Below are 25,657 nucleotides of genomic sequence, written 5' to 3'. Positions count from 1 at the left end.
GTTCGGTTCAAGCAGGCCCTTGGCGAACTTCTGATAGAGATACGCGGCGACGATGAGAAGCACTCCGGTGGCGGCAAACGAAAGTATCCGGTAGACGGGCTGCAAGATCGCCATGTCTATCACCAGCAGCTTGACCACGGTGACGCCGAAGAGAACAAAGCCGAAAATCCGGCGGAACTGATTTCGCGTGCGCAGGCCGACGCCTATCAGAATCAGCGCCTGCAGGCTCCAAAGGGCCGAGACGAAGCCAAAGCGCATGAAAGAAGAAAAAAAGTCACTGGCCGAGATCCAGGTGTCCACTTCGGCGTAAATTAAAAAAACCAGAATCGTATGACCGACTCCCTCCACCGCGGCGAGAGATTCCGGCCAGCGCTGCCACTTCTCCGGGCGGTCCGGAACGGAACGCATCCAATTGGCTCCGATCCAGAGCGAGACCACGAACAGCAAGCGGGACAGCCACTGAAGATTCACAAAGGGAACGCTCCAGGCGATCCAGCCGCCGGTAGCAGCACCCTGTAAAACGACCAGCAGTCCTACTGCGTAACCAACCAGCGCCGCCGGAATGGAAGAACGAATAACGCCCTTTCGGCCGAGCCACAGAACGATCAGCGGAATCGCCGACCAAAGCACGATCAGCGAAGTGTAGCGATAGCTCTGAGCGATGCCGGGCTGCCAGATTTCCCGCCGCACCGTCCAAAAAGCGGAAATCTCCATATGAGCGAGGGCGCATAGGAGAACGACCGCCAAGCCGAGAGGAACCATCGCAGCTTTTTTCAACGACGCGTCGAGCTTATCGCCCTGCTTGCGAAAAAGAACGCGCAGCGCGAACGACATGGCGATCACGGTGGCCCACGATCCGAAGGGACGATTCAAAACCGGCGTGAAGAGCTCGGTGTGAAGCGGCAGGCGGAAGAGAAGTCCGAGAGCGGCCAGGGTAATCGCTGCTATGGATGTAAATTGAAACACCCACTGCCTGTACTGCAGGCCGATAAATCCCAACAGGAGAGCTTCCAAGGCCCAGCCAATCGCGATGCCGTAGAAGCGCAGTTGGATGGGCACGGCTACGGTCACGAGCGCCAGGGCCGCAAAGAGCAGCGTGACGCGGGCCTTCGAATCTTCCGCGCATCGGCGGGCCCAGTAAGCATACATGGCGGACAGCGTGAGCGCCTGGAGAATCACCGCCGGACCGAGCCAGGAACGGTAGTCCGCATAGAGGAGGATATAATTGTTGAAAAACTCAAAAACAGAATTGACCGCGATGAGCCAGAGGTCCTGCGCCGCGAGCGGCTCGCGCCGGGCGGAAGCGCGCAGCGTGGGAACAACCAGGAACATCAGGTAGAACAGCGATGAAAAGAAAAGCGCGACTCCGAGCTGCGACTCGGTGTAGAATTTGCCCGCCCACCCGACGTACAAGAGCCAGGTGCCGGCGAACGCGAGCACGTTGACGTTTCTCCAGTTTTTGTAGTAAGCGCATCCCATCGTGGCGAGATTGAGAATCGCAACGAAGGTGAACAACTCCACCGGACGATTCTCACCCGTTGAAATCAATATGGGGCTGAGAAAACCGCCGAGCTGGCCGAACAGACAAATGAGCGACGCGTTGTGGACAACGGACAGCGCGAGCGCCAGGGCCGTAACGAGCAACAGTATGAAGAACGATAATGTTTGTCCTGTCAGTTGGTAAATCTGAAACGAGAAGTAGACGCAGCCGTAGAAAGCCGCCAGGCCGCCGCCGGTCAGCGTGTGGAATAAAATCGGATAGCCGCGGCGGCGGGCCTTTTCGCCGATGATCAGCGCCGCCGCTCCCAGCATCGCGCCGATCGCGATCCTGCCGCGCGGACCGATCCACTGGTTGTCATAGGCGAATTTCAGGAAGAACAGCACGCCGATCGTCACCAGCACGATCCCCGCCCAGTTAAGCCACTTCGTTCCGAGCGTGACTTCGAACGCAGACCATTGCTCCCGCAACGTCCGCGCTTGCTGATTAGGATACGGAGCCACAGCACTTGAAGGTTCGAAAGATGGAAGCGGTCCGGGCGTCGGAACTTCCTCCGGCGGCAGAGATTCATCCGGCGATGAGAAAGCCGCGGCCTCCGGTTGGGTGGGTTCCTGTGCTTGCGCCGGAGGTCTTCTTTCTTGCTCGTAGCCGGATACGCCTCGAGTCTCTTCTTCACTCTGGCGGAGCAACATGCGGCCAAGCTCGCGCTCGACTCGACTCAAACGCTGGGTTATGTCTTGCAGACGCAAAAGAAGAACAATGCCGCACACGACGGCGGCGGCGACCAGAGCAAGCAGCAGCATCTCCATTAGGCTCCTCCCCTCTTCCCGGGATGGACCTCCTAGCCCATCGTCGAGAGTGACTCGCTACGCCCGGCAACCGAATCTCTGATCGAATAGAACGAGAGCGTGAACCGCATTCCAAACAGCGAACGACCTCGGCGGCGGCAACGACTTTAGTGCCGAACGTCGAACCTGTCAATGTAAAAAATTGAAAGATTGTGAGGTAGCGGCCGCGTGAATCAGGAGGGACGGCGCCGAGGCCGAAACGCGGCCTCGGCGCCGTCATTGGTCAAGCTATTAAAGAGGAAAAATGAAACGGCTGCCGAAACTTTTTATTTCTTTGTCGCCGTCCACTTCCCGCCGCTGCCGCCCTTGACGGTCCCCTCGATGCCGTTGCCGTTGACGCGGCCGGTGTACTGGGCGCCGCCGGCGCTGAAAGTGATTTGATCCCCGCGCATCTTGCCGTTGGAGATGGCTGTCGTCTTGCCGCCGTTTCTGAGCGACCCGGAGATCATCTGGAATTCCTGCTTGAGCGTGAGCTCACCCTGCGGCAATTGCCAGGTGCCCGCGACTTTCGCCGGCACGATCCAGAAATGGGCCGTGCACCAGTTCATGCAGTTGGGGCCTCCCAGCGTGGCCGTTTCGTCGTCCTGCCATTCCCCCATGGTGAAGGAATTCGACACGACGCGGGTGCCCGGCTTCATGTCGAGAATCGTGGGACGGAGCCTGAGGTTGAGTTCAGGCAGCAAGAACAACGTGAGCACCGTGGCCTGGGAAAAATCGGTCTCGAAAATATCGGCCTTCATAAACTGCGCCTTGTCTGCAACGCCTTCTTTGGCGGCGGCGCGCTTCGACAGCTCGACCATGTCCGGGTTGTACTCGATGCCGAGGGCCTTGGCGCCGCGTTTCGCCGCCGTGATGACCGTGCGGCCGTCGCCCGAGCCCAAGTCGATTACATAATCTTGCGGCGTGACTTTCGCCATATCCAACATCTTATCCACCAGCGCTTGAGGCGACGGCACCCAGACGACGTCCTTACCTTCCTGGCCGACCTGTGGCTTGTATTCCTCAGCCGTCTGCGCCTGGGAGAAAAAACCGACGCTGATCAGCGACAGGCAGAGAAACAGCAACCAAGAACCAACGAGATGCGATCGTTTCATATGTTTCTCCAATCGATGAATTGAATACGGATTTCCATACTCCATGGCCGGGGAAATGTCCAGCAGTCCCGGCACGGTCGGCGGCATGAAATGCTCACCGTTCCTCATTCCCTTGGCGCTCTTTGCGCCTTTGCGCGAGATTACCCTCTCTCTCACCCTCTCCCGTACGCAGGAGAGGGCAGGGGTGAGGGCGCGCCTTTGCGCGAGTCGTTTTGCATTCCCTTCGAGACCTTCGTGTCAGCCTGAGGCTGATCAGCCTCTCTTTTTGGCTGATCTTTCGCGGTTAATATCCTCTCACCACGAAGAGCACAGCGCGGCGGAGCCGCAACCAAAAGTCGAAATATCTCGCGCAAAGGCGCAAAGGCCGCCAAGACAAAAATCTTTTAACTTTGCGTTCTTGGCGTCTTGGCGCGAGCAAATCCCCGCGTCCCAGAGTTCCGGGCCGTCAAATAATTTGCACAAACCGCGAAAACTATTAAGCATAGTATTACGAAGCGCGCGAAGTAGGGATTCCCGTCAATAACCCAGCTCTCCCCTCTTCCCGCTCCGATAAGTTCGGTAGCGGATGCGGCGCCCGTCGGTTTCGATCGTGATCGCGCCGTCCTGATCCGTGCGTAAAATCTTCGCCCCCGCGGCCGCGTAGCGCCCGAGAACGTTCTCGTGCGGCAGGCCGTTGCGCGAGCCGACGGAAAATATCGCCAAGCGCGGCTTCACCGCGGCGACAAAGGCATCCGTGCTGGAGCTCACGCTGCCGTGACGGGGCGCCTTGACGACAGCGCTGGAGATGTTCGCCCCGTCGGCAAGCAGAAGCTTCTCGTCCCTACCGTCGATATCGCTGCCGAAGAGAAAGCGGACGCGATCGAAGCTCAGGCGTAAAACCACCGAGCCCTCGTCGTTGTCGTCGTCCGGAGGATAAACCACGCAGAGTTTCACCCCTTCGACTTCGCGGCACGGTTCCCGGCTGCCGAGATAAATTCTTTTGACGCCCGAGCGCTCCACGGCGCCCTCCAGATCCTCGTAACGGGCCGTACGCCCCTTGCCCGGTCCGGACCAGAATTCCACCGGCGCAAATTCTTCCACGACGGTTCTCATCCCGCCGTAATGGTCCACTCGGGGATGACTGACCAGCAAATAGTCGACTTTCAAAATCTTGCGCGAGCGCAAAAAGGGCGCGACGATTGCGCCCCCGATATCGAATTCGCCGCCGGCCGAGCCGCCAGCGTCGATCAACAGAACCCGCGAGCCGGGAAACTCGACCACGGCTGCGTCGCCGTGGCCGACACTGAGATGCGTGACTCTAAGCTCCTTTCGATGCCACCGTTCCTGCCACCAATAGTAGCCGTCGCCTAGAATCAGGAGAGAACCGAAGCCGAGCGCGATGGCGAGTTGGGCCGGACGGCGAAAGAGCAGAACGGATAAAATCGCCGCGTACAATAGCGCGACTTCCCAGTAATTGGGCAGCGGCACAGCCAAATTCGCCATCGGCAATCGCGCAAGATAGTGAACCGTTTGATGGAGCAGCGCGGATAACGGCGCGGCCGCCGAGACGAAAGGCGCAGCCAGCGCCGGCGCCGTCACGGCGAAGAAGCCGATGACCAGGCCGAGTGGGACGATGACGAAGCCGACCAGCGGCACAACGAGGGGATTGGAAATAAAGCCCGCCCACGAAAGATGGCCGAAGTGGTGCGCGATCATCGGGCCGGTACCGACGGTGGCCAAGAGCGGAACGGCGAGATAGAGAACCGCCCGCCGCATCAAAGGGCGCCAGCGACTCCGCTCCTGCGGCAGCTCGTCGCGCCGGCGCTCGGCCGGCCACCACTCCAGCATCTTGCGCGAGCCCCACACGATGAAGAGCACCGCGAGGAAAGAGAGTTGAAAAGAAATATCCATGACCACCCCCGGCCAGACGAGGGCTATGAGGAGCGCGGCCAAAGCCAGGCTGGCGAAAACCTCTTCCTCGCGGTCGAGAAGAACCGCAAGCTCGTAAACCCCGATCATGATCGCCGAGCGCACCGTCGGCACCGCCGCGCCGGCGAGCGCAGTATAAAAAAGCACGGCGAGGAAGGAACAAAATGTCGCGAGCTTGAGCAAATTAAAGCGCAGCAGCAGTATTGCGCTGAATGAGCCGAGAAATCGGACGAGGAGAAAGACGACCACGCCGAGCATGCCGACGTGGAGGCCGGAGATGGAGAGAACGTGATTCACTCCCGCCACCGTAAAATCCGCGCGCGTCTCGCGCGAGATGCCGCCCATGTCGCCGACGACGAGCGCTTTCATCAAGGCCGCGTCGTCCGGCGACGGGAAGCTCTGATCGATAAAGCGGCGAATCTCCCGCCGTAGAGATTCGAGCGCGCTCCAAGCGCCCGGCGGCGCCCTGGACAGGAGTTCCACGCTTCGATCGCTGACGAGAAACCCGGTCGCGTAGATTCCCCGCCGCGCCAGAAACGCGGCGTAATCGAAGCCTCCGGGGTTGCCGTTGTCGCGCGGAATCCGCGGCTCGACCCAAAATCGAATGCGGTCGCCGTAGTGCCAATCGCGGCTGCCGGTGCGCACGGTGAGCAAAATGTCGCCCGATATTTCCTGCGACCCGGTCGGATGCCAGACTCGCAGAACGCGGACGAGCCAACGGCTCCGCTGCGGCAGCTTTTCCGGTTCTTGGTGAAGCACCCCTTCGAGGTAGAGCCGGGAATCTTCCTGTATCACCGAGCGCAAGTGGTCGGGTGGAAATTTCGGCTCGAGAAGTTGAAGGTGGCGCCAATAGCCGGCTGATAAAGCCACGGCGGACAGCAGGCAGAGAACCGCCCAGCCAAAACCGACGCGCCAAAAAATAAAAGGCAGCGGGATCAGAAGCAGCGACAAGTAGACCGGCGGAAAAATTAGCGGGCTTGCGGCGATTGCTTGCCCGATGAGAAGAGCCAATGTCGCGGCGATGAGCCAGGAGGACGGATAGCGGAAAAGAACTTGCGTAGAATCGGAGTCGTCGGAGCGCATCCGGGCCTTAATTTAAGTCGCTGGCATCGCGCAAGGGATGCCCTGCTTCTTAAGCTCCTCGATGAACATGCCCCTGATCTCAGGGTCCTCCTGAGCAAACTCGATCTGCTCACCGCCGGTCATCTTGTACCGCGTGCCGGTGGCGCCGGAGTACCTGGGGTTGCCGGTGCGAAAGGCGAGATATCGCGCCTGACGGTTTGACGTGTTGAAATGCTGATGATAGCCGCGACCCGCGGTAAAGAGCGTCCCTTCTTTCCAGTTTATCTTTTCTCTGTGTTGGTTGTCCGCCGGCGGCCACTGGAGATCGTACCCTTCGCCGCTCAAGACTAAAATGTGCGCCTTTCCGGCGAAGCCTCCCCTGCCCGACTGCATGTGGTGGCTATGGGCCTTCTTGTAAGTGCCGACGGGAAACTCCGACACATGCGCCATCAAGGCGCCGTCGGCGATCATGAACATCATGTTTTTTCCCGGACCCCGGTCGGACCACGCGTCGAGATCGAGAGTCTTCACGTTGGCGACGAAGTTGGTTTCCAGAAATCTGGCTTCGAGCTTCTTGCCTTTGGGATTGAAGTAGTCGGGCTCCGCGCCGGTAAAACGATCGGAAAACACGTGCGCGTTGCGGTAAACAAAATCCCTGCTCCGATAGAGATTGATGACGGCCGGAGCGTTGGTCACGACCAGCAATCGGGCCGTCTCGCTCCCCTGGCCATTGTACAGTTCGTGCCAGGCGTTCAAAGGAGTCGCAAAAAGGCTTCCCTCCTGCCACTCGAAGGTATGTTTCCTGCTCCCTTCATTCCAGATCGTCGCGCCTCCCACCCCTTTGACGATGTAAATCACCTCTTCGTAGAGATGCTTTTCGGCCTTGAATTTTCCGCGCGGCGGTATGTCGCATAGATAGGCGGTCAAGCCCGTCCCGCTGACCAGGGCGCCCGGAATCGGATCGGATTCGAGATCCAGCAGCGCGCCATAACATCCCGTGCGTTCCCATGGAGCAAGTTTCACCTCAGCGACGTCGTAAACGTACTGTCCGCCGATAATCGGCAGGCCCTCTTCTTCCACCCACTTTTCAAAAGGAGTAATCGACCACAGTTTTTGTTTTTCCTGAGCCGCCATTTCTCCTGCTCCTTTCTTGACGCCTACGGCTTGCCCCGGCCTGGCGTTAAAACTTCGTCGAGGACTTTTTTGAGACCGGTCACGTCTTCGTACTCCGGGGAACTCATCATCATATATTTTTTCCCCTCGACCGGGATGTTTTCCTTCGGCACCCTATCCTTCGGTATATCGACGCGCAGAGAATTATCTTTGGTCAGCTCTTGCCAATTCATTTGACCCTCGCGCGATAAGATCCAATTGACGTAGATCCTGGCCGCATGCGGATGAGGCGCATTCTTGAAGAAGCCGATATGGCCGGAGCCGGTGCCGATGCTGCCGGCCTCTCTCTGGCTGTTAAGCTCCCGAACCGGCAGGCCCTGCTGGATTGCCTGGTCGAGATTCGCGCCTTTGGCGAAGAGGTGAACGGCATATTGTCCGGACGCGACCCAATCCATCATCTGGCGCTCGTCGGAAGAAAACCTCACCTCCGTTTCTCCCAGCAGTTTGCGAATGAATTTCGGCCCCAGCTCCGCGCTGTAAAACAGATACCTCCAATTCTGGATGTTGCCCGCCGACTTCGGATCGGTGGCGACGATTCTGCCGCGCCACTTGGGATGCAACAGGTCCCACCAGGATTGGATCTCGCCGGGCTTCACGAGATTGACGTTATAGGCGCCGATGGTCGAAGAGACGTCGCCGGTCATGGCCATGACGTAGCGACTCTCGCCGTCGGCAAAGTGGTGTTGTCTGTCCCACCAGAGTGACGGGTCCTTGACCTCCGGAAGAATAAATGCCGAGCTCAGAGGCTCCAGAAGCCCGGCCTTGTAATAGACTGCGACCATGGTGCCTGGACCTCCGATCGCAATGTCCACCAGATGTTTGTTGGCCCTCTTTTCGGCCATGACTCTGGGACCCAACTGGTTTCCCGTTCCACCGACAAAATTGAGCTTGATCTTGGGATAGGCCTTCTGAAAGGCCTTCATGGCGTCGCTGGTGGGACTGCGCGCCTGGCCATAGAGCGTCACTTCGCCTTCCCGGTGGGCGGCGGCCAGAGTTTTTTTCCATTCCGCCTGCCACGCGGGCTTGGCGTCGGCGGCATGAGCGCCGTCGGCGTGCCACAGGCAAAACGGAAGGGCAGCAGACGCCAGCGCGTACCGGCAGATCGTAGAAATCACAGCCCACCTCCTTAATCGGTGCGGGCTCTGTATCCTTATTGCGCCGATCTCAAGCTGTCAAGAATTTCCTGCGCGACCTTCTCGTTGATCAACGGGACTTTGAGCAGTTCGTCCAGCGACGCTTCTTCGATCCGCTTGACGCTGCCGAAGGCGCGCAAGAGAGCGCGCTTGCGCGCGCCGCCGATGCCGGGGATCTTGTCCAGCGCCGAGTAGAGGGTTTGCTTGGCCCTCACCTTCTTGTGATAGGTGATGGCGAAGCGGTGCGCCTCGTCGCGCACGCGTTGGAGCAGAAACAGCGCGTTCGAGTTGCGCTTCAGCACGATCGGATTGCTCTGCCCCGGCAGGAAGACTCGCTCCTCCAGGCGTTCGATCTCCGCGCTCCGCGGCGCGCATTCGACGCGCATCTTGGCCAGAGCGGCGACGTCTATTTTACCGAGCACGCCGAGCTCGCCCATCGCGGACAACGCCATTCCGAGCTGACCTTTGCCGCCGTCCACGACGACCAGATCCGGCAGGCCGCCTTCCTCAACGCCGCGGCTGAAGCGGCGCTTCAGCACCTCGTACATCATCGCGAAGTCGTCGCCGCGCATTTCGGGACTCACCGTTCGGATGCGATAGTGCCGATAAAAATTCTTGTCCGGCTCGCCGTTGATGAACGTGACCATGGAGCCGACGGCGTGAGCGCCCTGGATGTTGGAGATGTCGTAGCACTCGATCCGCTGCGGATAGTTGCGTAGCCTGAGCTTTTCTTTCAGCTCGAGCAGCATTCGCTCCCGCTCTTTTTCCTGGTCGTGGCGCTCGGCGTAGCTCTGGCGTGCGTTTTCAGCCGCCATCTCGACGAGCTGGCGTTTGTCGCCCCGTTGCGGCGAGAGGATCGAGACTCTTTTACCCCGGCGCTCGGATAAATATTCCTCGCGCGCTTCGCGGTCGTCGATCTCGACCGGCAGCAGGATCTCGTCGGGCACGAAGCGCTCGCCCTGGTAAAACTGCGTGAGCAACTCCTCTAGAACCTCCTCGTCGGGAAATTCCCGGTCCTCCAGAGAATAGGCATGGTTGCCCGTGAGCTTTCCCTGGCGCACGAAGAGGACCTGGACCTCGATGAAGCCGCCCTCGCGGTAGAGGCCGAAGATATCCTGATCGCCGCCCCAGTGGGAAACCATGCGCTGTTTCTCGACGGTCTTTTCCACCGCCTGGATCTGGTCGCGGATCTTGGCCGCGGCCTCGAATTCCAGGGCCTCGGCCTTTTCATCCATCCTCCGCCGCAGCTCGTCGATCAGCTCCTGGCGCTTGCCTTCGATGAAGAGAATCGCCTCGCGCAGGTTCGCCTGGTATTCGTTGGAGTCCACCGGCAAAACGCAGGGAGCGAGACAGCGCTTGATCTGATATTGCAGGCACGGCCGCGCGCGGTTTTTGAAATTGTACTCGGTGCAGTTGCGCAGCAGGAAATGCTTCTCGATAATGTCCAGCGTCTCGCGCGCGGAAAACGCCGACGAGTACGGGCCGAAGTAGCGGCTGCCGTCCTTGACGATCTTCCGCGTCGCCGTGATCCTCGGCCACGGGTGGCGCACGTTGATCTTGATGCTCAAGTAACTCTTGTCGTCCTTGAGCCTGATGTTGTAGCGCGGCTTGTACTGCTTGATGAGATTGTTTTCGAGGATCAGAGCTTCTTTCTCGTTGCTCGTTAGCAGCGTTTCGACGTCCCCGACCCGGTTCATGAGAAATTGGATCTGCGAGCGCCCCTCCCCGCCGCGGAAATACCCGCGCACGCGCGCGCGCACGTTCTTGGCCTTGCCGACGTAAATGACCTTGCCGTTCGGGTCGCGCATCAAATACACGCCGGCCTTGGCGGGCAAGGCTTCGAGTTTTTCTTCGAGAAGAGGCATCAATAAAGTTCTCAGTGCAAGCTATCAGCCGTGTAAAACTATAGCATATTTTCCACGCCGGCGTTTATCCGAAGCTGAGCGCTGATTGCTGAAGGCTGATGGCTTTGCGGCGAGCTTGACCGGTTGGAAACCATAGTGCTAGTCTTCGCAATCGAACGGGAGGACTTGCCATGCGATTTGCGACAAAGATCTCTTCGTTTCTAATTTTTCTCGTTATCGCCACCCCTGCTTTGCCGCAAGAAAAACTCCGCCTCGCGTGGGCCGGATTCAGCCCGACCAACAGCCCGATCTGGGTCATCCAAGACCGGAAACTGCTGCAGAAGATGGGGGTGCAACCGGAAATCATCGCGATCAGCGCCAGCCCAACGGTTCTTCAGGCGCTGCTCGCCAACGAAATCGATGCCGCCAGCGTCTCGGTCACCACCCTTGTGAGTTCGCGTCTTGCCGGCGCCGACACGGTGATGATCGTCGGCGTCGTTCCGACTTTTGTCGATCACATCGTTTCATTGTCGAGCATCACGGCGGTAGAGCAGCTCAAAGGCAAGACGGCGGGCGTGAATCGCCTGGGGAGCACGTCCGACCTCGGACTCAGGCTCGCGTTGAGGAAATTGGGCGTCGATCCGGAAAAGGACGTCAAGGTCATCCCGGCAGGCGGGACCGCAGAGAGATTCGCGGCCCTTTCCAAAGGAATCACCCAGTTCACGATCATACCCGAGCCCTTCTTAACTCAGGCGGAGAAGCTAGGCTTTCGCAACCTGTACAATATCAGCGATCTAAAGATTCCCTTTTGGTGGAATGGCATTTTGACGCGCGAGGGCATCATCAAAACCAAGCGGCCCCTCCTCCAGAAACTCGTCCGTACGATGGTGGAGGCGCTTCACGTTTTAAAAACCGAAAAGGAATACGCCAAATCTCTCTTCAAAAAGAATTTGGGTATTGGCGACCCGGAAGGGCTGGAGAGGGCCTACAAAGATTATTCAAACGCTTTCCCTGAAGTTCCCTATCCGACTCCGGACGGCGTCAAAACCATGCTCGACGATCTCGCGCCGCGCGATCCCAGGGCCGCCGCGGCGGACCCGAGGGCCTTCGTCGATCCGAGCTTTGTGAGAGAGCTGGACGCCTCGGGATTTATCAAACAGCTCTACAAGAAGTAGGCGGTGGGCGGGCAACAGAAAGCGCGAGAGCTTCTTACCTCAGGTGAAAACCAAGTTCGTCACTCCCGCGCATCCGCCAGAGGACGGATCAGCCTCAGGCTGAAGCGGGAGTCCAGGCAATTGTGTAGGGGCGGGAATTCATCCCGCCCTTACTGGATTCCCGTTCTCACGGGAATGACGCTTTTGAATTCTCGCGCTTGGTCTGTGGCCCGTTTATTTCTTGACCGGGATGACGAGCAGGATCACCCCGACGGCGATCGCGCCGACGCCGGCCCACTGAGGAACGTTGACCGTCTCTTTTTCTTTCACCTGCAACTCCAGCGGACCCAGTTTCGCCTGATGCGTCTCCTTCGTGTAACTGAAACTGCCGTACACCAGCCCGAGAACGCCCGCAACAATTAGGACTATCGCCAAGATTCGGATTGGATTCATCGTGTCCACCTCCTCATGTTTTTAGCTCGGAGCCACGAGACCGCATGCATCGAAACTCCATGATATATACCACAATGTCCGGCTGACAAAAGAGCCTTATTGACATGACTTTCGCCGGAGAGTTAGAGTCGGAGCACTTGATTCAATAAGTCCATCACAAACAAAAAAAGGGCAACGTCATGCGCAGAGCCACCGAAAACTTTCTAGCGTCGGCCCTTGTCGCCGCGGCACTATTCGCATATCCGACGGCGGCCTCCGCTCAGGACCGCATCCGCATCGCCTGGGCCGGCGACAGTCCGGCCAACAGCCCGATCTGGGTGGTCCAGGAAAAAGGACTGATGAAGAAGCAGGGGCTCGCCTCCGAGGTCATCCGCATCAGCGCCAGCCCCACGGCGCTGCAGGCGATGCTCGCGGGCGAAGTCGACGTGATCGTAACATCGGTCACCACGCTGGTCAGCTCGCGTCTCGCCGGCGCCGATATCGTGATGATTCTCGGCATGGTGCCGACGTTCGTGGATCACATCATCACCCTGCAATCCATCACGGCCCTGGAGCAGCTCAGAGGCAAAACCGGCGGCGTCAACCGGCTCGGAAGCACGTCCGACCTCGGCCTCCGGCTTGCGTTGAGACGAGTGGGTGTCGATCCGGAAAAGGAGGCGAAGATCATCACGGCCGGCGGCAACACAGAGAGATTCGCGGCGCTGTCGCGGGGAGTGGTTCAGTTCGTCATCATGCCCGAACCGTTCGTGCGCGAGGCGGAAAAATTGGGCTTCCGAGACCTGCTGGATATCGGCTCGTTGAAAATCCCGTTCTGGTGGAACGCGGTGCTCACGCGCGAAAGCATTCTCAAGGCAAAGCGGCCGATCTTTTCGAAGTTCGCGCGCGCGATGGTCGAAGCGGTCCACTCGATCAAGACGGAGAAAGAGCCGACGAAAGCGATTTTCGGAAAGAATCTCAGAATCACCGACCCGGAAAGCCTGGAGAGAGCCTACCGCGCCTATACCGCCGTCTTTCCGGAAAATCTCATGCCGACTCCGGACGGCGTCAAAACCCTGCTCGACGATCTCGCGCCGCGCGATCCGAGGGCGGCGGCCGCGGACCCGAAAGCCTTTGTCGATCAAAGCCTGGTGCGCGAGTTGGAAAGCTCCGGATTCATCAAGCAGCTTTACAAAAAATAAAGTTTAAGGGTTCGAACGCTATTTTCTGTGAACGGCCGCAGCGCGTGCCGAACCGCCTTCGCACAAAAACTGCTCATCCTCCGTCGAACCGCTAAGCGCCAGCGTGGACGCCGCGCCGCCCGCGGCCAGTTGGGCAACGGCGTCGAAGTAGCTCGCGCCGACCGATCTCTGATGCTTGACGGCGTCGTAGCCCAACGGCTCCATTTCAAACTCCCTCTGCTGCAGCTCCGCATAGGCCGCCATGCCGCGGCGCAGATAATCCATCGAGAGCCGAAAGATCGCTTCGGCGATGCAATGAAAACCCGCCAGAGTCACAAACTGGAATTTGTAGCCCATAGCGGCCAGCTCTTTTTGAAACTTGGCGATGGTCGAGTCGTCGAGCTTTCTCTTCCAGTTGAACGACGGCGAGCAGTTGTAGGCCAGAAGCTTCTCGGGAAATTGTTTTCGGATCGCTTCTGAAAAGGTCTTCGCCTCTTTGAGGTCCGGCTCCGAAGTCTCGCACCACAGCATGTCGGCATAAGGAGCGTAGTCGAGTCCTCTGGCGATGGCGGCTTCGAGTCCCGCGCGAACGACAAAGAAGCCTTCTGAGGTTCTCTCACCGGTAAAGAAGCGCCGGTCTCTCTCATCGGCGTCGCTCGTGATCAGGCTGGCCCCGTTGGCGTCGGTCCGGGCGATAACAAGCGTGGCGACGCCTTCGACGTCGGCGGCGAGTCGCGCGGCCACGAGTTTCTGGATGAATTCGGAGGTGGGGACGACGACTTTGCCGCCCATGTGTCCGCATTTCTTGACCGAGGAGTTCTGATCCTCGAAATGGACCCCGGCGGCCCCGGCGTCGATCATTGCCCGCATGATCTCGAAGGAGTTCAAGCTCCCGCCGAAGCCGGCCTCGGCGTCGGCGACGACGGGCGCGAACCAGTAAGTGCCGCTCTTGTTCTCCAGCCGGTCGATTTCGTCTTGCCTCGAGAGAGCGTTGTTGATCTCACGCACGAGCGCGGGAACGCTGTCGGAAGGATAGAGGCTCAGATCGGGATACATTTTCCTGGCGCTGTTGGCGCCGGCCGCCGCCTGCCATCCGCTACAGTAGATCGCCTTGAGACCCGCCTTGACCTGCTGAACGGCTTGTATGCCATCCATGGCGCTGAGCGAGGGCACGTACTCCTCGCTATGGAGCAATTCCCAGAGTCTTCCGGCGGTAAGACCGGCGATTCTTTTCAGACCACCGTCCAGAGGTATCGAGCCGCGAATTTTGAAAACGTCCTCCGCCCGGTAAGGCCGAACGACGCCCCTCCAGCGTGGATCGGTCTTCCACTCTCTTTCGGTTGCCATGATTGGGTCAGAACCGTTGTTGCCTGCCTTCATCATCGCCCTCCTTTGCTAGAATTATTTTGAATAACTTCACGCGTCCTAGTGCCACGTGTTCGGTATTCTGAACACTGATTCTTAATACCGCTCACTTTCTCTAACGTTCCACTGGACGCAAGTCAACAATTTGAGAGTTGACAACAGCAATTTTTGTTCATAATACTGAACATGGGTTCTATTAGCCGATTTCATAAGACAAAACCGGATAGAAGGGTGACTATGAAAGAGCCCACGACAGTCGGCGCGATCGAGCGGGCCCTGACCATCCTCGAGGTGCTGAGCCAGAGCAAGAATGGGCTAACGAATTCCGAGATCAGCAGGAGGCTCAAGCTGCCGAAGAGCAGCTTGAGTTACATCCTTCGGACGCTGAAACAACGCGGATATCTTCAGCGCGACGACACTGTCGGCAAATACCGCATCAGCATGAAGCTTTTCAGCGTCGGCAGTCATGCGCTGCGCGGCCTGGAGCTTCACGATGTTGCCTACCCTTTGCTTCAGGAGTTGGTGGAAAAAACCAGCCTCGCCGGCCACCTGGCGATTCTCGACGGACATGAAGCGGTCTATATAGAACGAATCGACAAGCCCGGTTTTATCAGGATCAACACATGGGTCGGGAGGCGCATGGACGTGCATTGCACCTCCGTCGGCAAGGCATTGATCGCCCACCTGCCCCAGCAAGCCGTAGAAGCAATCCTCCGGGACCGGGGGTTGCCCAAGCACACGCCGAAAACCATCACTACGCTGAACCACCTGCTCCGCGAGCTGGCGTATGTGCGAGCGAACGGGTATGCCATCGACGATTGCGAGAACAATCTCGACGTGGTGTGTATCGCGGCCCCGATCTTTAATATGGAAGGGCGTACCGTCGCAGCGGTCGGCCTAACCGGCACCGAGAGTCAGATGAAATCGCACAAGTTCGAGAGTCACGTGAGACTGATCAAGCACGCCGCAAAACAAATGTCGCAGCAGTTGGGATATACCGGCGCGTCGCATCATGCCGCGCATCCGGAACGTTTTCCGGAACGCCGGCCGGGATAGCCGGTCGCCAAACCGAATCAGAGCTAGACCGCCGGTTTCTTCGCCTCTTCTATGATTTGTCTCAAGACATCTTTGAGACGGCCTTTGTGCATGTACGGACGGTCGCCGAGGAATTCGATATCGTCTACGACCCAGCGATCGCCCTCCCGGACCAGAAAGACTCGGTCTTTCCAGGCGAACTTGGCATTGTTACGGTCATCGACGCTGGTCAGCTCGACCAGGCATGCGGCCGGCGCCGTTTGAGTTTCGCATTGTAAAATCTTGTATGACAGCGCTCCTTGGTCCAAAGAGCTGAACAGATCTCCCTCGATCTTCGTTTCCCTAAAAGTATTCTTTTCTTCACTGGTAAATGCTTCGTCCAATAGACCCGCCAGGCCGGTCGAGATCACCTTCTTGAATTCCGGTTGTTCCTCTTTCGTCGGCACGCCCGACGGACGCACCTTCATATAAACGTCGTAAAAGGCGCTCACCGCGTTTTTAATTTGACGCTCGTCGCCGGGCTGCCAGCAGGCGGCGCAGGCAAGCAGCAAAGCAACGGCGCATCCCGCCACCCATCCAAAGCCGACACCTGACCGTTGATTGCAGATAGCTATTTTCATCTCTCCGCCCTACGGCAACAGGGCTCACCGCGATAAACGCTGCAGCTCGATCTGTGCCGCCTCGTACTCAATAAAGTTCGTTACCCCGGTATCGAGAGTTGCTTGGAAGAGCTTGATGGCTTCTTGCCGGTCGCCCCGCATCAATGCTTGCTCGCCAAGATAGAAGTACGCCTCACAACGTTGCTCGCGGCTTTTCTTCGGGTCCAAACTCTCGGCGGACCTAAGAAGGTCTTTGGGCGCCGCTGTACCGAGATAAAACCTCACAATAGGCCATGGCCATTGTTGAACGTCCAGGTTCTTTGCGTTGGCCGCGAGTTCATCCTTCCCGTTGTGCCCTTCTCGCGTGCGCGCCAAATACAGCCAGAGCGAACCATACGCATCTTGAGGTTCAAGCTCGACACCCTTTGTGAAAGCGCCTCGCGCATCGCCAAACCGCTCGAGGTAAAAGAGTGCGCGTCCTTTGTTTTGAAGCGCTCGGGCATCCTTTGGGTCTATGCGAATGATCTCGTCATAGTCCCGTATTGCGCGCTCGTAACTCCCTTTACGAAAATAGGCCCGACCGCGTCTGAGTAAACTGAGCGTATCGCCTGGCTCTAACCGGATGGCCTCATCATAATCTTGAATCGCCCGAGCATCATCCCCCTTGCGAGCATAGACATATCCCCGCTCACTGTAAACCACCGCAATCTTCGGATCCAACCGAATCGCCGTGTCATAATCTTGAATTGCACGGTCATAGTCCTCTTGCCTTCGGTGAACATAGCCGCGGCCATAAAACGCACGCGCATCGTCCGGGAGAAGAAGAATCGCGTCGTTGAAATCTTGAATGGCGCGGTGGTAATCACCTTTGCTGGCGTAAGCTGCGCCACGCTCGGTTAAAACAGACCGAAAGCCGGACTCAGCTTGTAAAGCTCGGCCGTAGTCTTGAATCGCGCGATCATAGTCGCCCTTAAATTGATACGCTGCGCCACGATTGCTCAAAAGAATGGCGAGAACTAGACCGACGAGGTGAGGTGAATTCATTGCTCTCGTACAATGCTCAATTGCGAGGTCAGGGTTTTCTTGGAAGCTCGAACACTTTTGCGAATCCTCGTTCCACTGTCGCCGCGCAGTTTCATCCATAGGTGGAATCACGACTGGAACATCATGAGTAGCTTGTGCCAACGTTTCCGCGGACATTGACACGAACATGGATAGGATCAGGAAGCAGGAACCGAATAGACGACGACGTCTCTGACGCAGTAAAGTCCGGCTAGAACAGAACACACACTTCATCCCTCCGCTCCCCGCGCCAGCAGCGGGTCGTGCAAACCCAATTCCCGCTCTTCGATCCGGCGTATCTGGTCGCGCAGCTCCGCGGCCCGCTCGAATTCCAGACTCGCCGCGGCCTGCTTCATTTCTTTTTTCAGGCGATCGAGCATGCGGGCGTCTTGTTTGGCATCATACTTCTCGGACCTTTCCGCCACCAGGGGCACTGTAACATAGTCGGCTTCGTACGCTTCCACAAGCGGCGTGCCGAGCGAGCGGACCACGGTCTGCGGCGTGATGCCATGCTTCCGATTGTACTCCGCCTGAAGCCGGCGGCGCCGGTTGGTCTCGTCGATCGCCTTCTTCATCGAATCCGTCACCGAATCGGCGTAGAGAATCACGCTCCCGTTCACGTTCCGGGCGGCCCGGCCGATCGTTTGAATCAACGAGCGCTCGGAGCGCAGGAAGCCTTCCTTGTCGGCGTCGAGAATCGCCACCAGCGACACTTCCGGAATGTCCAATCCCTCGCGCAGGAGATTGATTCCGACGAGGACGTGGAAGGTCCCCCTTCTCAGCTCGCGGATAATCTCAACCCGCTCGAGCGTTTCGATATCCGAATGAAGATAGCGCACCTTGACGTTCAAGTCCTGATAGTAGTCGGTCAGATCTTCGGCCATGCGCTTCGTCAACGTCGTCACCAGGACGCGCTCTTTTTTCTCCGTCCGCTTGCGGATCTCGTCGAGGAGATCGTCCACCTGATTCCGCGCCGGGCGCACCGTGACTTCCGGATCGATGAGCCCGGTCGGACGGATGAGTTGCTCGACCATGACCCGCCCGCTCTTTTCGATTTCGTAGTCCGCCGGGGTCGCCGAGACGTAGATCGCCTGGTGCGTCATCGCCTCGAACTCCTCGAAGTTCAGCGGACGGTTGTCGAGCGCGGACGGCAGGCGGAAGCCGTATTCGACCAGCGTGCTCTTGCGCGATCGATCGCCGCGGTACATGCCGCCGACCTGCGGCACCGTTACGTGGCTCTCGTCGATGAAAAGAAGGAAATCGTCGGGAAAATAGCTGAGCAGCGTCGGCGGCGGATCGCCCGGGTTCCGGCCGGTGAGGTGGCGCGAGTAATTTTCGATGCCCGGACAGAAGCCCATCTCATCCAACAATTCCAGGTCGTAGAGCGTTCTCTGCTCCAGCCGCTGTGCCTCCAGCAATTTGTTCTCCGCGCGGAGCTCGGCAAGGCGCTCGGTGAGCTCGGCGCGAATTCCCGCGGCCGCGAGCTTCATCCGCTCCTCCGTGGTAACGTAGTGGCTCGCCGGATAGATCGCCGCCTTGCCGACGCGGCGCTGCGCCTTGCCGCGTATCGGATCGATTTCGAGCAGGTGCTCGATCCGGTCGCCGAAAAACTCGATGCGCACGGCGGAGATGTCTTCGTAGGCCGGAAAGACCTCGACGACGTCCCCTCTCACGCGAAACGTTCCGCGGTGAAAGTCGTAATCGCTCCTCTGATAGTGGATATCGACGAGCTTTCTGAGCACGCGATCGCGCTCGATCTCCATCCCCTCTTCCAGATAGACCATCAAATCGAAGTACGCCTCCGGCGATCCCAGACCGTAAATGCACGAGACGCTCGCCACGATGATCGTGTCGCGCCGCTCCAAAAGCGCCTTGGTCGCGGAGTGGCGCAGCTTGTCAATCTCGTCGTTGATCGAGGCGTCTTTTTCGATGTAGGTGTCCGTCGATGGGACGTACGCTTCCGGCTGATAATAATCGTAGTAACTGACGAAGTAACGCACGGCGTTTTGCGGAAACAGCTCTTTGAATTCGTTGTAGAGCTGCGCGGCCAGCGTCTTGTTGGGCGCGATCACGAGCGCCGGCCTATGCACGCTCGCGATCACGTTGGCCATCGTGAAGGTTTTGCCCGAGCCGGTGACCCCGAGGAGGACCTGGTGTCTTTTTCCTTCTTCGACGCCGCGGGCCAGCTTCTCGATCGCCTCGGGTTGGTCGCCTTGCGGCTTGAAGTCCGAGACGATCTCGAAACGTCCTTCTTTTCGCTCCAAGGCCATGCGAAAAAAATACCAGGGACGGTGCAAGGGAGCAAGCTTGCAACTCCGCCGGGAACATATTACCTTTTACCTTGAACGAGTTTCTTCACTCGGCCACGCGCTCGGCGCTCAGCCGGAAATCTGGGGGAACAATGCGACAGTCCTGGAGCTTTAACCTCGGCGCGATTCTCTGCGGATCGCTGCTTTGGTTCTCTTCTACCGCCGGCGCGGCCGAGCTTAAAAAGGTGCGGCTCGCTTACGTCGGTTGGGAAGTCGGCGCCGCGATCTCCTACGTCGGAATCGACGGCGGTATTTTCAAGCAAAACGGCATTGAAGTAGAAGAAGTTTTCATTCGCGATCCGCTCGCCGGCGGCGTCCAGTCGCTGATCGGCGCGGATTTCATGATCGGTTTCGGCAATCCCCTGGCCATCGTGCAACCCGTTCTGGCCGGCTCGGACATCGTCTCGCTCTGCACGCACATGAGAGTCGAGCCCTACGGCATGGCGGTTTCGTCCAACATCGGAAAGGTCGCCGACCTTAAAGGGAAGAGAGTCGGAGTCTCCGAGCTCGGCGGCCGATCCGATCTCATCGCCCGTATAATCCTGCGCCGCGCCGGACTCGATCCGGTAAAAGACGTGGAGATCGTTTCGGCCGGGGCCGCGCCCAACCGGGTGATGGCGCTCTCGAAAGATCTCATTCAGGGCGCGCCGCTCAACCAGCAATTCGCCGCCGAAGCCAAGCGGCTCGGCGTCAAGATCATCGACGTCAAGGAGATTCCCGCGATCACCGCGCTCCTGATGACCACGCGGTCGTTCATCAAAAGGGACGAGGACACCGTGAGACGCTTCGTCAAGGGATACGTCGAGGCGATCCATTTTTATCTCACGCGCCGCGCCGAAAGCATCGCGATCATCAAGAAATATTTCAGCGGCGCCAATCCGGGGGCGCTGGAGACGATGTACGAATCCTTTGCCGCGCAACTGACGCCGCTGCCCCTTCCCGACCGGGAAGCCGCCCAGGCGATCCTGGATACCGTCTCGGTCGTCGATCCGAAGTCCAAAAACCTGAAGCCCAGCGACCTCTTCGATTCGCACTTTTTGGACGAGCTCAAGGCGAGCGGTTTTATGGAGAAGCTCTACGCGGAGAAGGTGAGTTTGTAGTTTAAAGCAGATTGCTTCGATACCCGTCGGAACGTTTCTTTCATAATCGCCCTTCCATACGCTCCACAAGCGCCTAAGCCGCACTTTAGCGAGTAGAAAGGACCTTGACCTTGTTAGCGTTGCCGGAGTAAACAATACTCGCGCAAATACTGGATGATCTTTTGCAAAAGACGCGTCGCACTAGCGCCGAGGAGGCTCTGGTTTATCTGGGTCCCTTCCTGCTCGCGATTGCTCTTGCGCTTCGAATCACTAAAGTCACGGGTGAGATCAAGCTTGAGTCCTAAGTTCACGTTCGAGCGGACCGCCGGCTCGCATTCGCTCGCCGCGACCGTTCACCGCGAGCGGTTAAGGCTTTCTAGAGGAACTTTACCGGACAGGAAGGCTTCGAGACTCTTGTCTAAATCACCGCAGTTGCCTGACAACGGACTCCAACCTAGCCGTGACCAGCCTTCCCGGCTGGCTGAGGATAATTCGAGCTGCGGTCGGGGAGATCGGTTTGCCGAAGAGGCTGTAGCGGCGGCCATTGTTTTCCTGGTTGTTGGCCCATTCGGCGAATTCTTCGGGCGTGGGGGGATGGCCGATCTCGCGCGCGCAGCGGCGCACGATGAAGCCCAACATCATCTTGTTCTGGTCGATTTTCCTGGCTGCGCTTTCGTTCATACTTCCTTAATATTCGGCGAATAACTCCGAAACTTTACTGACCACCCGCCTCAGTCGGTCAAATGCGTCGTGGCCTTCATGTGCTTATCGATGGTCACGTAACCGCGCCACTGATCGACCATCCAGTAACGCACGCCGAATTCGAATCGAAGCTCCTTCATGTCCACGTCGTTGGGATTGAAATGCTGGTGGTGCATCATGCCCGGCGGAACGTGAACGGCGTCGCCTTGCACCCAATCATACCTCTTGCCGCCGATCTCGGAGTAACCGCTGCCGGCCAGCGCATATAGATAGGCTTCCGGATGCGCGTGGCTGTGGCTTTTCGTGTGCGGCAGGTCGACGAAGATCGAGCTGATCGCGACCGCCATCGCTTTGAAGCCGTTCTGCTTGCCGCTCCGGCCCATGAGAAAATAAGTCGCGCCGTGCTTCGACTCGTCGGATTTCTCGAACTGCTCCTCGTGCATCGAGATGCGCCGGCCGTCGATCGGCCAGTATTGCGATTCCTCGCGCGGCGCCTTCGCCGGCGCCGACTTATTGTTCTGTCCCGCGTCTTCGATTTGCTGCATCGGGGCCATTTTAATGAACGCCTCGAGCGGCCAGGCAAGACCGGAGAGATAGAAGACCGGTTCTTTTCCGCTGTTGAAAAGCTGGTGCGTGGAGCGGTGCGGCACGTGAAAAATAGTTCCCTTATGGAAGTCGTAGCGTTTGTCGTCCAGAACCATGAAGCCTTCGCCGCTCTCGACGTAGATCGCCTCCTCGCCGTGAACGTGCTTGCCGGTATGCCAGCCGGCGGGAATCTCCGCCTTCATTAACAAGCTGCCGCCGGTGGGAAACCCGGTCTCGGGCGCGATCATGAGCGCGGCCTTGGCGTCCTGCCGCGTGCGCGTCCAGTTCAAGTCTTTTCCGCGCGCCACGCGCGGCGCTTCGTTTACCGTCTTGTCGTTTCGCGCCGACTCATCCAGCCAAGCCTGATAAAAATCTTTCATCCCGCCTCCACGATCTTCTCTAATTCCCGAAAAATTATCCGATGACCCGATGCATGTCAAACCATCAAGCGGTTTGATCGTAAATTTCTCGTTCGAGATCCTTCACTTTGTTCAGGATGACAGACTCATTTGTGTCATTCTGAGCGCAGCGAAGAATCTCTCTTCTTCCGCCATGTGCCGGTTCGCAACTCTAGATTCTTACCCCTTAAATGCTAGACAGAACGACTTCAACAAAGTTTATCGCGCCAAGACGCCAAGACGCAAAGGAAAATATCATCCTATTTCTCCGAACTTGGCGTGCTTTGCGTCTTCGCGCGATACGTGGTTTTTCCGATTCCCTATTCCAAACTTCAACCGAAACTTTCAAATATCTTTGTCTAGGTATCTGTCATTTTTTTCAACTGCGGCGCGAAAAAGAATACCGCCGCCAGCAGCAACGCCACAGCGCCGGCCTCGATGGCGAATGGAGCGCCGGCCCATTCCGCTAGGAAGCCGGCTTGCATGCCGCCGAACTCTCTCATGCCGGCCGCGCTGAGGCCGTAAACTCCCATCACTCTTCCTCGGTAGGAGTCCGTCACCGTCAACTGGATGAGCGTGTGGAGCAGCGTATCGAAAACCGTGCTCAGCGCGCCGACGACGACCAACGCGGGCAATGCCGCAGAAAAATCCCGGCTCATGGCGAAGGCGAACAGCGACACGGTTACGCCGCAGAGGATCGCCAGAAGCGCGCGACGCGTGACTTTGACCCGCCCCAACGCGGCGAGACTGAGCGCGCCGATGATCGTGCCGAGGCCGGGCGCGGCGGAAATGAATCCCAATCCTGATGCGCCGACCTGAAGCACGTCCTTGGCAAACACCGGGAGCAGGATGATGTAAGAGCGCCCGAAGATGCTGACGCACGACGATCCGACCAGCAGGGTCAGGATTAATTTTTGCCGCCGTATATACCGAAAGCCGTCGAACAGGCTCGCGACCATTCGCATTCTCTCAGGCTCCGCCTTCTGGGGCGGGATGTGCATCCGGAACAAAGCGCCGATGATGGCGAAGTAGCTGACCGCGTTGATATAGAAGCAGCCGTCGATCCCGACGCTATCGACCAACAATCCGACCAGGGCCGGCCCCAACAATCCCGCGCCTTGCCAGGTGATGGAATTCAGCGCGAGGGCGTTCACCAGGTCCTCGCGGCTGACAAGGCTCGGAATCAACGACTGGCGCACCGGCTGCTCGAAAGCCCACGCCGTCGAAGTCACCGCGCCGAATACGAAAAGGTGCCAAACGCGGATGGCGTCCCACGAGACCAGAATCGCGAGGATCAACGCCGTCGCCAGGGAAACCACCTGAATCCAAATCATGACCAGGCGGCGGTCCCACCGGTCGGCCATGAGCCCGCCCAGCACGAAAAAACAGAAGAGCATGACGGTTCGGAGCAAACTGAACAGGCCGAGGTACAAAGGAGAATCCGTGATCTCGAACAGCAGCCAGCCCTGCGCCACGTTCTGCATCCACGCGCCGACGTTGGAGACGAAGTAACTCGTCCAGAACCAGAAAAAATCCGGGTAGCGCAGCGCGCGAAAAACCGCGCCTCCTTTCAACATCGCGAATGGTCCTTCCTCGGATTTGGATCGATCGAAATCTCGGCGGGCCAAAAACGCGGATAAAAGTCTTCGCTCTCAGCCTCCGCTCGCCAACCTCTTGTTGCGCAGGAACTCTTCTACCACGTCTTTGGGCGCGCGTCTCTCGCCGTCCGCCGCGAAATTCATCCGGCGCATCTCTTCGACCGAGATCGAGCCTCCAAGCGCTTTCAGCGCGGCGCGGATCTCCGGATATTTTTGGAGCGTTTGCCGCCGCACGACCGGCACGGCGTCGTAGGGCGGAAAATAACGCCGGTCGTCTTCCAGCTGAAAGAGCTTCAGGCGCGCGATCAAGCCGTCGGTCGAATTCCCCGCGATCAAATCCACCTGGCGGTCCGCGAGAGCGCGGTAGGTCAGCGACAGGTCCATCTCGCGCACCTCGCGAAACTTGAGACCGTAAGCGCGCACGAAGCCCTGATAGCCGTCGGGACGCGACATGAAGTCCTGGCCGAAGCCGGCGCGCCACTTGGGCGCGTGAGGCGCGGCGCTTGTGATCGTCCTAAGCTTCAGCCTTTGCGCATCCTCGCCGCGCACCAGAATCGCAAAAGTGTTGTTGAAGCCGAGCGGCTCGGTCCATTCGAGGCCGAAGCGCGCGGCATAGTCTTCCTTCACGCGACGATAGACTTCCTTGGGATCGGACACCGGCGGCAGCTTGAGAATCGCGGTCAGCGCCGTGCCGGTGTACTCTACGTAGGCGTCGATCTCACCCGAGACGAGCGCATCGTGCGCCAGGTTGCCGCCCAGGTCGAAACGCCGCGTGACTTCGAGTCCGGTTTTGTTTTCGATCACCTGAGCTACGATTTCGCCGACGATGATCTGCTCGGTGAAATCTTTCGATCCGACGGCGATTCGTCTCGCAGGCGCGACGGTTTGAAGCGATGCAACGGCCCAGACAGCCAGCGCCGCGACCAACACGATTGCAGCAGCGCTGCCGACGCGACGCCGCCCCAAGCGGACGCCGACGCCTCTGCCGAAAAGATGCTCGACCCAACCCAAAAGAAAGTCGGCCGCCAGCGCCATCATCGCCGCGGGCACGGCGCCGGCCAGGATCAGCGTGTTGTCGTTCATTCGGAGGCCGCGGAAAATGTAGCGTCCCAGCCCGCCCGCGTCGATCGCCGCGGCGATCGTGGCGGTGCCGACGCAGATGACTGCGGCGACGCGCACGCCCGCGATGATGACGCCGAGAGCGAGCGGGATCTCGACCTGCAGCAGGAGCTGGCGGTCCGTCATGCCGAGGCCCTTTCCGGCTTCGCGGATCGCCGGGTCCACGTTGTTGATCCCGGTAAACGTGTTGCGGATGATCGGCAGCAGAGCGTAGAGCACGAGCGCGGCGACGGCGGTGCGCGCGCCGATGCCGCCGATGACGCGGGTGTGGAAGATGTAAATGTTGAGCGGAATGAGAAAGCCGAACAGGGCCAGGCTGGGCACCGTTTGTATGACGTTAGCGAAGCCGAGAACCGGCTTGCTGAGCGACGGGCGGCGCGTGAGCATGATCCCGAGCGGCACGCCGATCACAATCGCGATGCCGGTGGAGACGCCGACGAGAAAAAGATGCTCCAGGGATAGTTGCAGAACCTCGGCCCGCT

19 protein-coding genes are annotated in these 25,657 nt (G+C 58.7%); 4 read left to right on the top strand and 15 right to left on the bottom strand.

What is annotated here, in order from left to right:
• From VGL70_06910 to uvrC, 6 genes are all read right to left on the bottom strand, one after another.
• A partial coding sequence (locus VGL70_06910; protein ID HEY3303250.1) for a DUF2339 domain-containing protein occupies window positions 1-2,307 on the bottom strand: 2,307 nt, incomplete at its 3' end.
• 305 nt (window positions 2,308-2,612) lie between these two features.
• Complete coding sequence (locus VGL70_06905) at window positions 2,613-3,440, bottom strand: class I SAM-dependent methyltransferase (GenBank protein HEY3303249.1); 828 nt, start codon at window positions 3,438-3,440, stop codon at window positions 2,613-2,615.
• Window positions 3,441-3,956: 516 nt separating this feature from the next.
• The gene (locus VGL70_06900) at window positions 3,957-6,431 is read right to left on the bottom strand and encodes a DNA internalization-related competence protein ComEC/Rec2 (GenBank protein ID HEY3303248.1); all 2,475 of its coding nucleotides are present in this window, start codon (window positions 6,429-6,431) and stop codon (window positions 3,957-3,959) included.
• Between the two features lie 12 nt (window positions 6,432-6,443).
• A complete protein-coding gene (locus VGL70_06895; GenBank protein HEY3303247.1) occupies window positions 6,444-7,544 on the bottom strand; it encodes a cupin domain-containing protein in 1,101 nt (366 codons plus the stop codon).
• Window positions 7,545-7,567: 23 nt separating this feature from the next.
• Window positions 7,568-8,698 (bottom strand): extracellular solute-binding protein, encoded by a 1,131-nt coding sequence (locus VGL70_06890; protein HEY3303246.1) that lies wholly within the window; start codon window positions 8,696-8,698, stop codon window positions 7,568-7,570.
• Window positions 8,699-8,733: 35 nt separating this feature from the next.
• Window positions 8,734-10,581: an excinuclease ABC subunit UvrC gene (gene uvrC, locus VGL70_06885; protein HEY3303245.1), complete on the bottom strand. Its 1,848-nt coding sequence runs from the start codon at window positions 10,579-10,581 to the stop codon at window positions 8,734-8,736.
• A gap of 170 nt (window positions 10,582-10,751) precedes the next feature.
• Here uvrC and VGL70_06880 point away from each other — a divergent pair, with 170 nt between their 5' ends.
• On the top strand, window positions 10,752-11,735 hold the full coding sequence (locus tag VGL70_06880) for an ABC transporter substrate-binding protein (protein ID HEY3303244.1): 984 nt from the start codon (window positions 10,752-10,754) through the stop codon (window positions 11,733-11,735).
• A 213-nt stretch (window positions 11,736-11,948) separates the two neighbouring features.
• On the opposite strand, the gene VGL70_06875 is transcribed toward VGL70_06880, so the two are convergent.
• Window positions 11,949-12,167, bottom strand: coding sequence for a hypothetical protein (locus VGL70_06875; protein ID HEY3303243.1), 219 nt, complete (start codon window positions 12,165-12,167; stop codon window positions 11,949-11,951).
• Window positions 12,168-12,346: 179 nt separating this feature from the next.
• Between VGL70_06875 and VGL70_06870 the strand changes: the two genes are divergently transcribed.
• Window positions 12,347-13,345: an ABC transporter substrate-binding protein gene (locus tag VGL70_06870; GenBank protein ID HEY3303242.1), complete on the top strand. Its 999-nt coding sequence runs from the start codon at window positions 12,347-12,349 to the stop codon at window positions 13,343-13,345.
• An 18-nt stretch (window positions 13,346-13,363) separates the two neighbouring features.
• Here the strand turns inward: VGL70_06870 and aceA are convergent, their stop codons facing one another.
• Window positions 13,364-14,671 carry an isocitrate lyase gene (gene aceA, locus VGL70_06865; protein HEY3303241.1) on the bottom strand — a complete coding sequence of 436 codons (1,308 nt, stop codon included), beginning with the start codon at window positions 14,669-14,671 and terminating at the stop codon, window positions 13,364-13,366.
• Between the two features lie 255 nt (window positions 14,672-14,926).
• Between aceA and VGL70_06860 the strand changes: the two genes are divergently transcribed.
• Entirely contained in the window at window positions 14,927-15,745 is an 819-nt protein-coding gene (locus VGL70_06860; GenBank protein ID HEY3303240.1) for an IclR family transcriptional regulator, read from the top strand.
• Between the two features lie 23 nt (window positions 15,746-15,768).
• On the opposite strand, the gene VGL70_06855 is transcribed toward VGL70_06860, so the two are convergent.
• The 3 genes from VGL70_06855 to uvrB form a co-directional block, all read right to left on the bottom strand.
• On the bottom strand, window positions 15,769-16,344 hold the full coding sequence (locus tag VGL70_06855; GenBank protein ID HEY3303239.1) for a DUF3828 domain-containing protein: 576 nt from the start codon (window positions 16,342-16,344) through the stop codon (window positions 15,769-15,771).
• Between the two features lie 24 nt (window positions 16,345-16,368).
• Window positions 16,369-17,508: a tetratricopeptide repeat protein gene (locus tag VGL70_06850; GenBank protein ID HEY3303238.1), complete on the bottom strand. Its 1,140-nt coding sequence runs from the start codon at window positions 17,506-17,508 to the stop codon at window positions 16,369-16,371.
• 107 nt (window positions 17,509-17,615) lie between these two features.
• Window positions 17,616-19,655 (bottom strand): excinuclease ABC subunit UvrB, encoded by a 2,040-nt coding sequence (uvrB, locus tag VGL70_06845; GenBank protein HEY3303237.1) that lies wholly within the window; start codon window positions 19,653-19,655, stop codon window positions 17,616-17,618.
• Window positions 19,656-19,786: 131 nt separating this feature from the next.
• On the opposite strand from uvrB, the gene VGL70_06840 reads away from it, so the two are divergent.
• A complete protein-coding gene (locus tag VGL70_06840) occupies window positions 19,787-20,794 on the top strand; it encodes an ABC transporter substrate-binding protein (protein ID HEY3303236.1) in 1,008 nt (335 codons plus the stop codon).
• Between the two features lie 402 nt (window positions 20,795-21,196).
• Here VGL70_06840 and VGL70_06835 read toward each other — a convergent pair whose 3' ends face one another.
• From VGL70_06835 to VGL70_06820, 4 genes are all read right to left on the bottom strand, one after another.
• Window positions 21,197-21,454 carry a hypothetical protein gene (locus VGL70_06835; GenBank protein ID HEY3303235.1) on the bottom strand — a complete coding sequence of 86 codons (258 nt, stop codon included), beginning with the start codon at window positions 21,452-21,454 and terminating at the stop codon, window positions 21,197-21,199.
• A 50-nt stretch (window positions 21,455-21,504) separates the two neighbouring features.
• Window positions 21,505-22,440 carry a cupin domain-containing protein gene (locus tag VGL70_06830; protein HEY3303234.1) on the bottom strand — a complete coding sequence of 312 codons (936 nt, stop codon included), beginning with the start codon at window positions 22,438-22,440 and terminating at the stop codon, window positions 21,505-21,507.
• A gap of 377 nt (window positions 22,441-22,817) precedes the next feature.
• Window positions 22,818-24,035, bottom strand: coding sequence for an MFS transporter (locus tag VGL70_06825; protein HEY3303233.1), 1,218 nt, complete (start codon window positions 24,033-24,035; stop codon window positions 22,818-22,820).
• 75 nt (window positions 24,036-24,110) lie between these two features.
• Window positions 24,111-25,657, bottom strand: a 1,547-nt coding sequence (locus VGL70_06820) for a glycine betaine ABC transporter substrate-binding protein (GenBank protein HEY3303232.1), incomplete at its 5' end; no start/stop codon positions are given.

This window comes from Candidatus Binatia bacterium (assembly GCA_036504975.1).
GTDB lineage: Bacteria > Desulfobacterota > Binatia > UBA9968 > UBA9968 > JAJPJQ01.
The sequence above is the reverse complement of the archived record's forward strand: the minus strand, read 5'-3'. Positions and strand labels throughout refer to the sequence as shown.

What these genes read in the sequence shown, in the direction of transcription:
- VGL70_06905 (HEY3303249.1), bottom strand. Translation starts at nt 3,440, where the DNA reads ATGAAACGATCGCATCTCGTTGGTTCTTGGTTGCTGTTTCTCTGCCTG.
- VGL70_06900 (HEY3303248.1), bottom strand. Translation starts at nt 6,431, where the DNA reads ATGCGCTCCGACGACTCCGATTCTACGCAAGTTCTTTTCCGCTATCCG.
- VGL70_06895 (HEY3303247.1), bottom strand. Translation starts at nt 7,544, where the DNA reads ATGGCGGCTCAGGAAAAACAAAAACTGTGGTCGATTACTCCTTTTGAA.
- uvrC (HEY3303245.1), bottom strand. Translation starts at nt 10,581, where the DNA reads ATGCCTCTTCTCGAAGAAAAACTCGAAGCCTTGCCCGCCAAGGCCGGC.
- VGL70_06880 (HEY3303244.1), top strand. Translation starts at nt 10,752, where the DNA reads ATGCGATTTGCGACAAAGATCTCTTCGTTTCTAATTTTTCTCGTTATC.
- VGL70_06875 (HEY3303243.1), bottom strand. Translation starts at nt 12,167, where the DNA reads ATGAATCCAATCCGAATCTTGGCGATAGTCCTAATTGTTGCGGGCGTT.
- VGL70_06870 (HEY3303242.1), top strand. Translation starts at nt 12,347, where the DNA reads ATGCGCAGAGCCACCGAAAACTTTCTAGCGTCGGCCCTTGTCGCCGCG.
- aceA (HEY3303241.1), bottom strand. Translation starts at nt 14,671, where the DNA reads ATGGCAACCGAAAGAGAGTGGAAGACCGATCCACGCTGGAGGGGCGTC.
- VGL70_06860 (HEY3303240.1), top strand. Translation starts at nt 14,927, where the DNA reads ATGAAAGAGCCCACGACAGTCGGCGCGATCGAGCGGGCCCTGACCATC.
- VGL70_06855 (HEY3303239.1), bottom strand. Translation starts at nt 16,344, where the DNA reads ATGAAAATAGCTATCTGCAATCAACGGTCAGGTGTCGGCTTTGGATGG.
- uvrB (HEY3303237.1), bottom strand. Translation starts at nt 19,655, where the DNA reads ATGGCCTTGGAGCGAAAAGAAGGACGTTTCGAGATCGTCTCGGACTTC.
- VGL70_06840 (HEY3303236.1), top strand. Translation starts at nt 19,787, where the DNA reads ATGCGACAGTCCTGGAGCTTTAACCTCGGCGCGATTCTCTGCGGATCG.
- VGL70_06835 (HEY3303235.1), bottom strand. Translation starts at nt 21,454, where the DNA reads ATGAACGAAAGCGCAGCCAGGAAAATCGACCAGAACAAGATGATGTTG.
- VGL70_06830 (HEY3303234.1), bottom strand. Translation starts at nt 22,440, where the DNA reads ATGAAAGATTTTTATCAGGCTTGGCTGGATGAGTCGGCGCGAAACGAC.
- VGL70_06825 (HEY3303233.1), bottom strand. Translation starts at nt 24,035, where the DNA reads ATGTTGAAAGGAGGCGCGGTTTTTCGCGCGCTGCGCTACCCGGATTTT.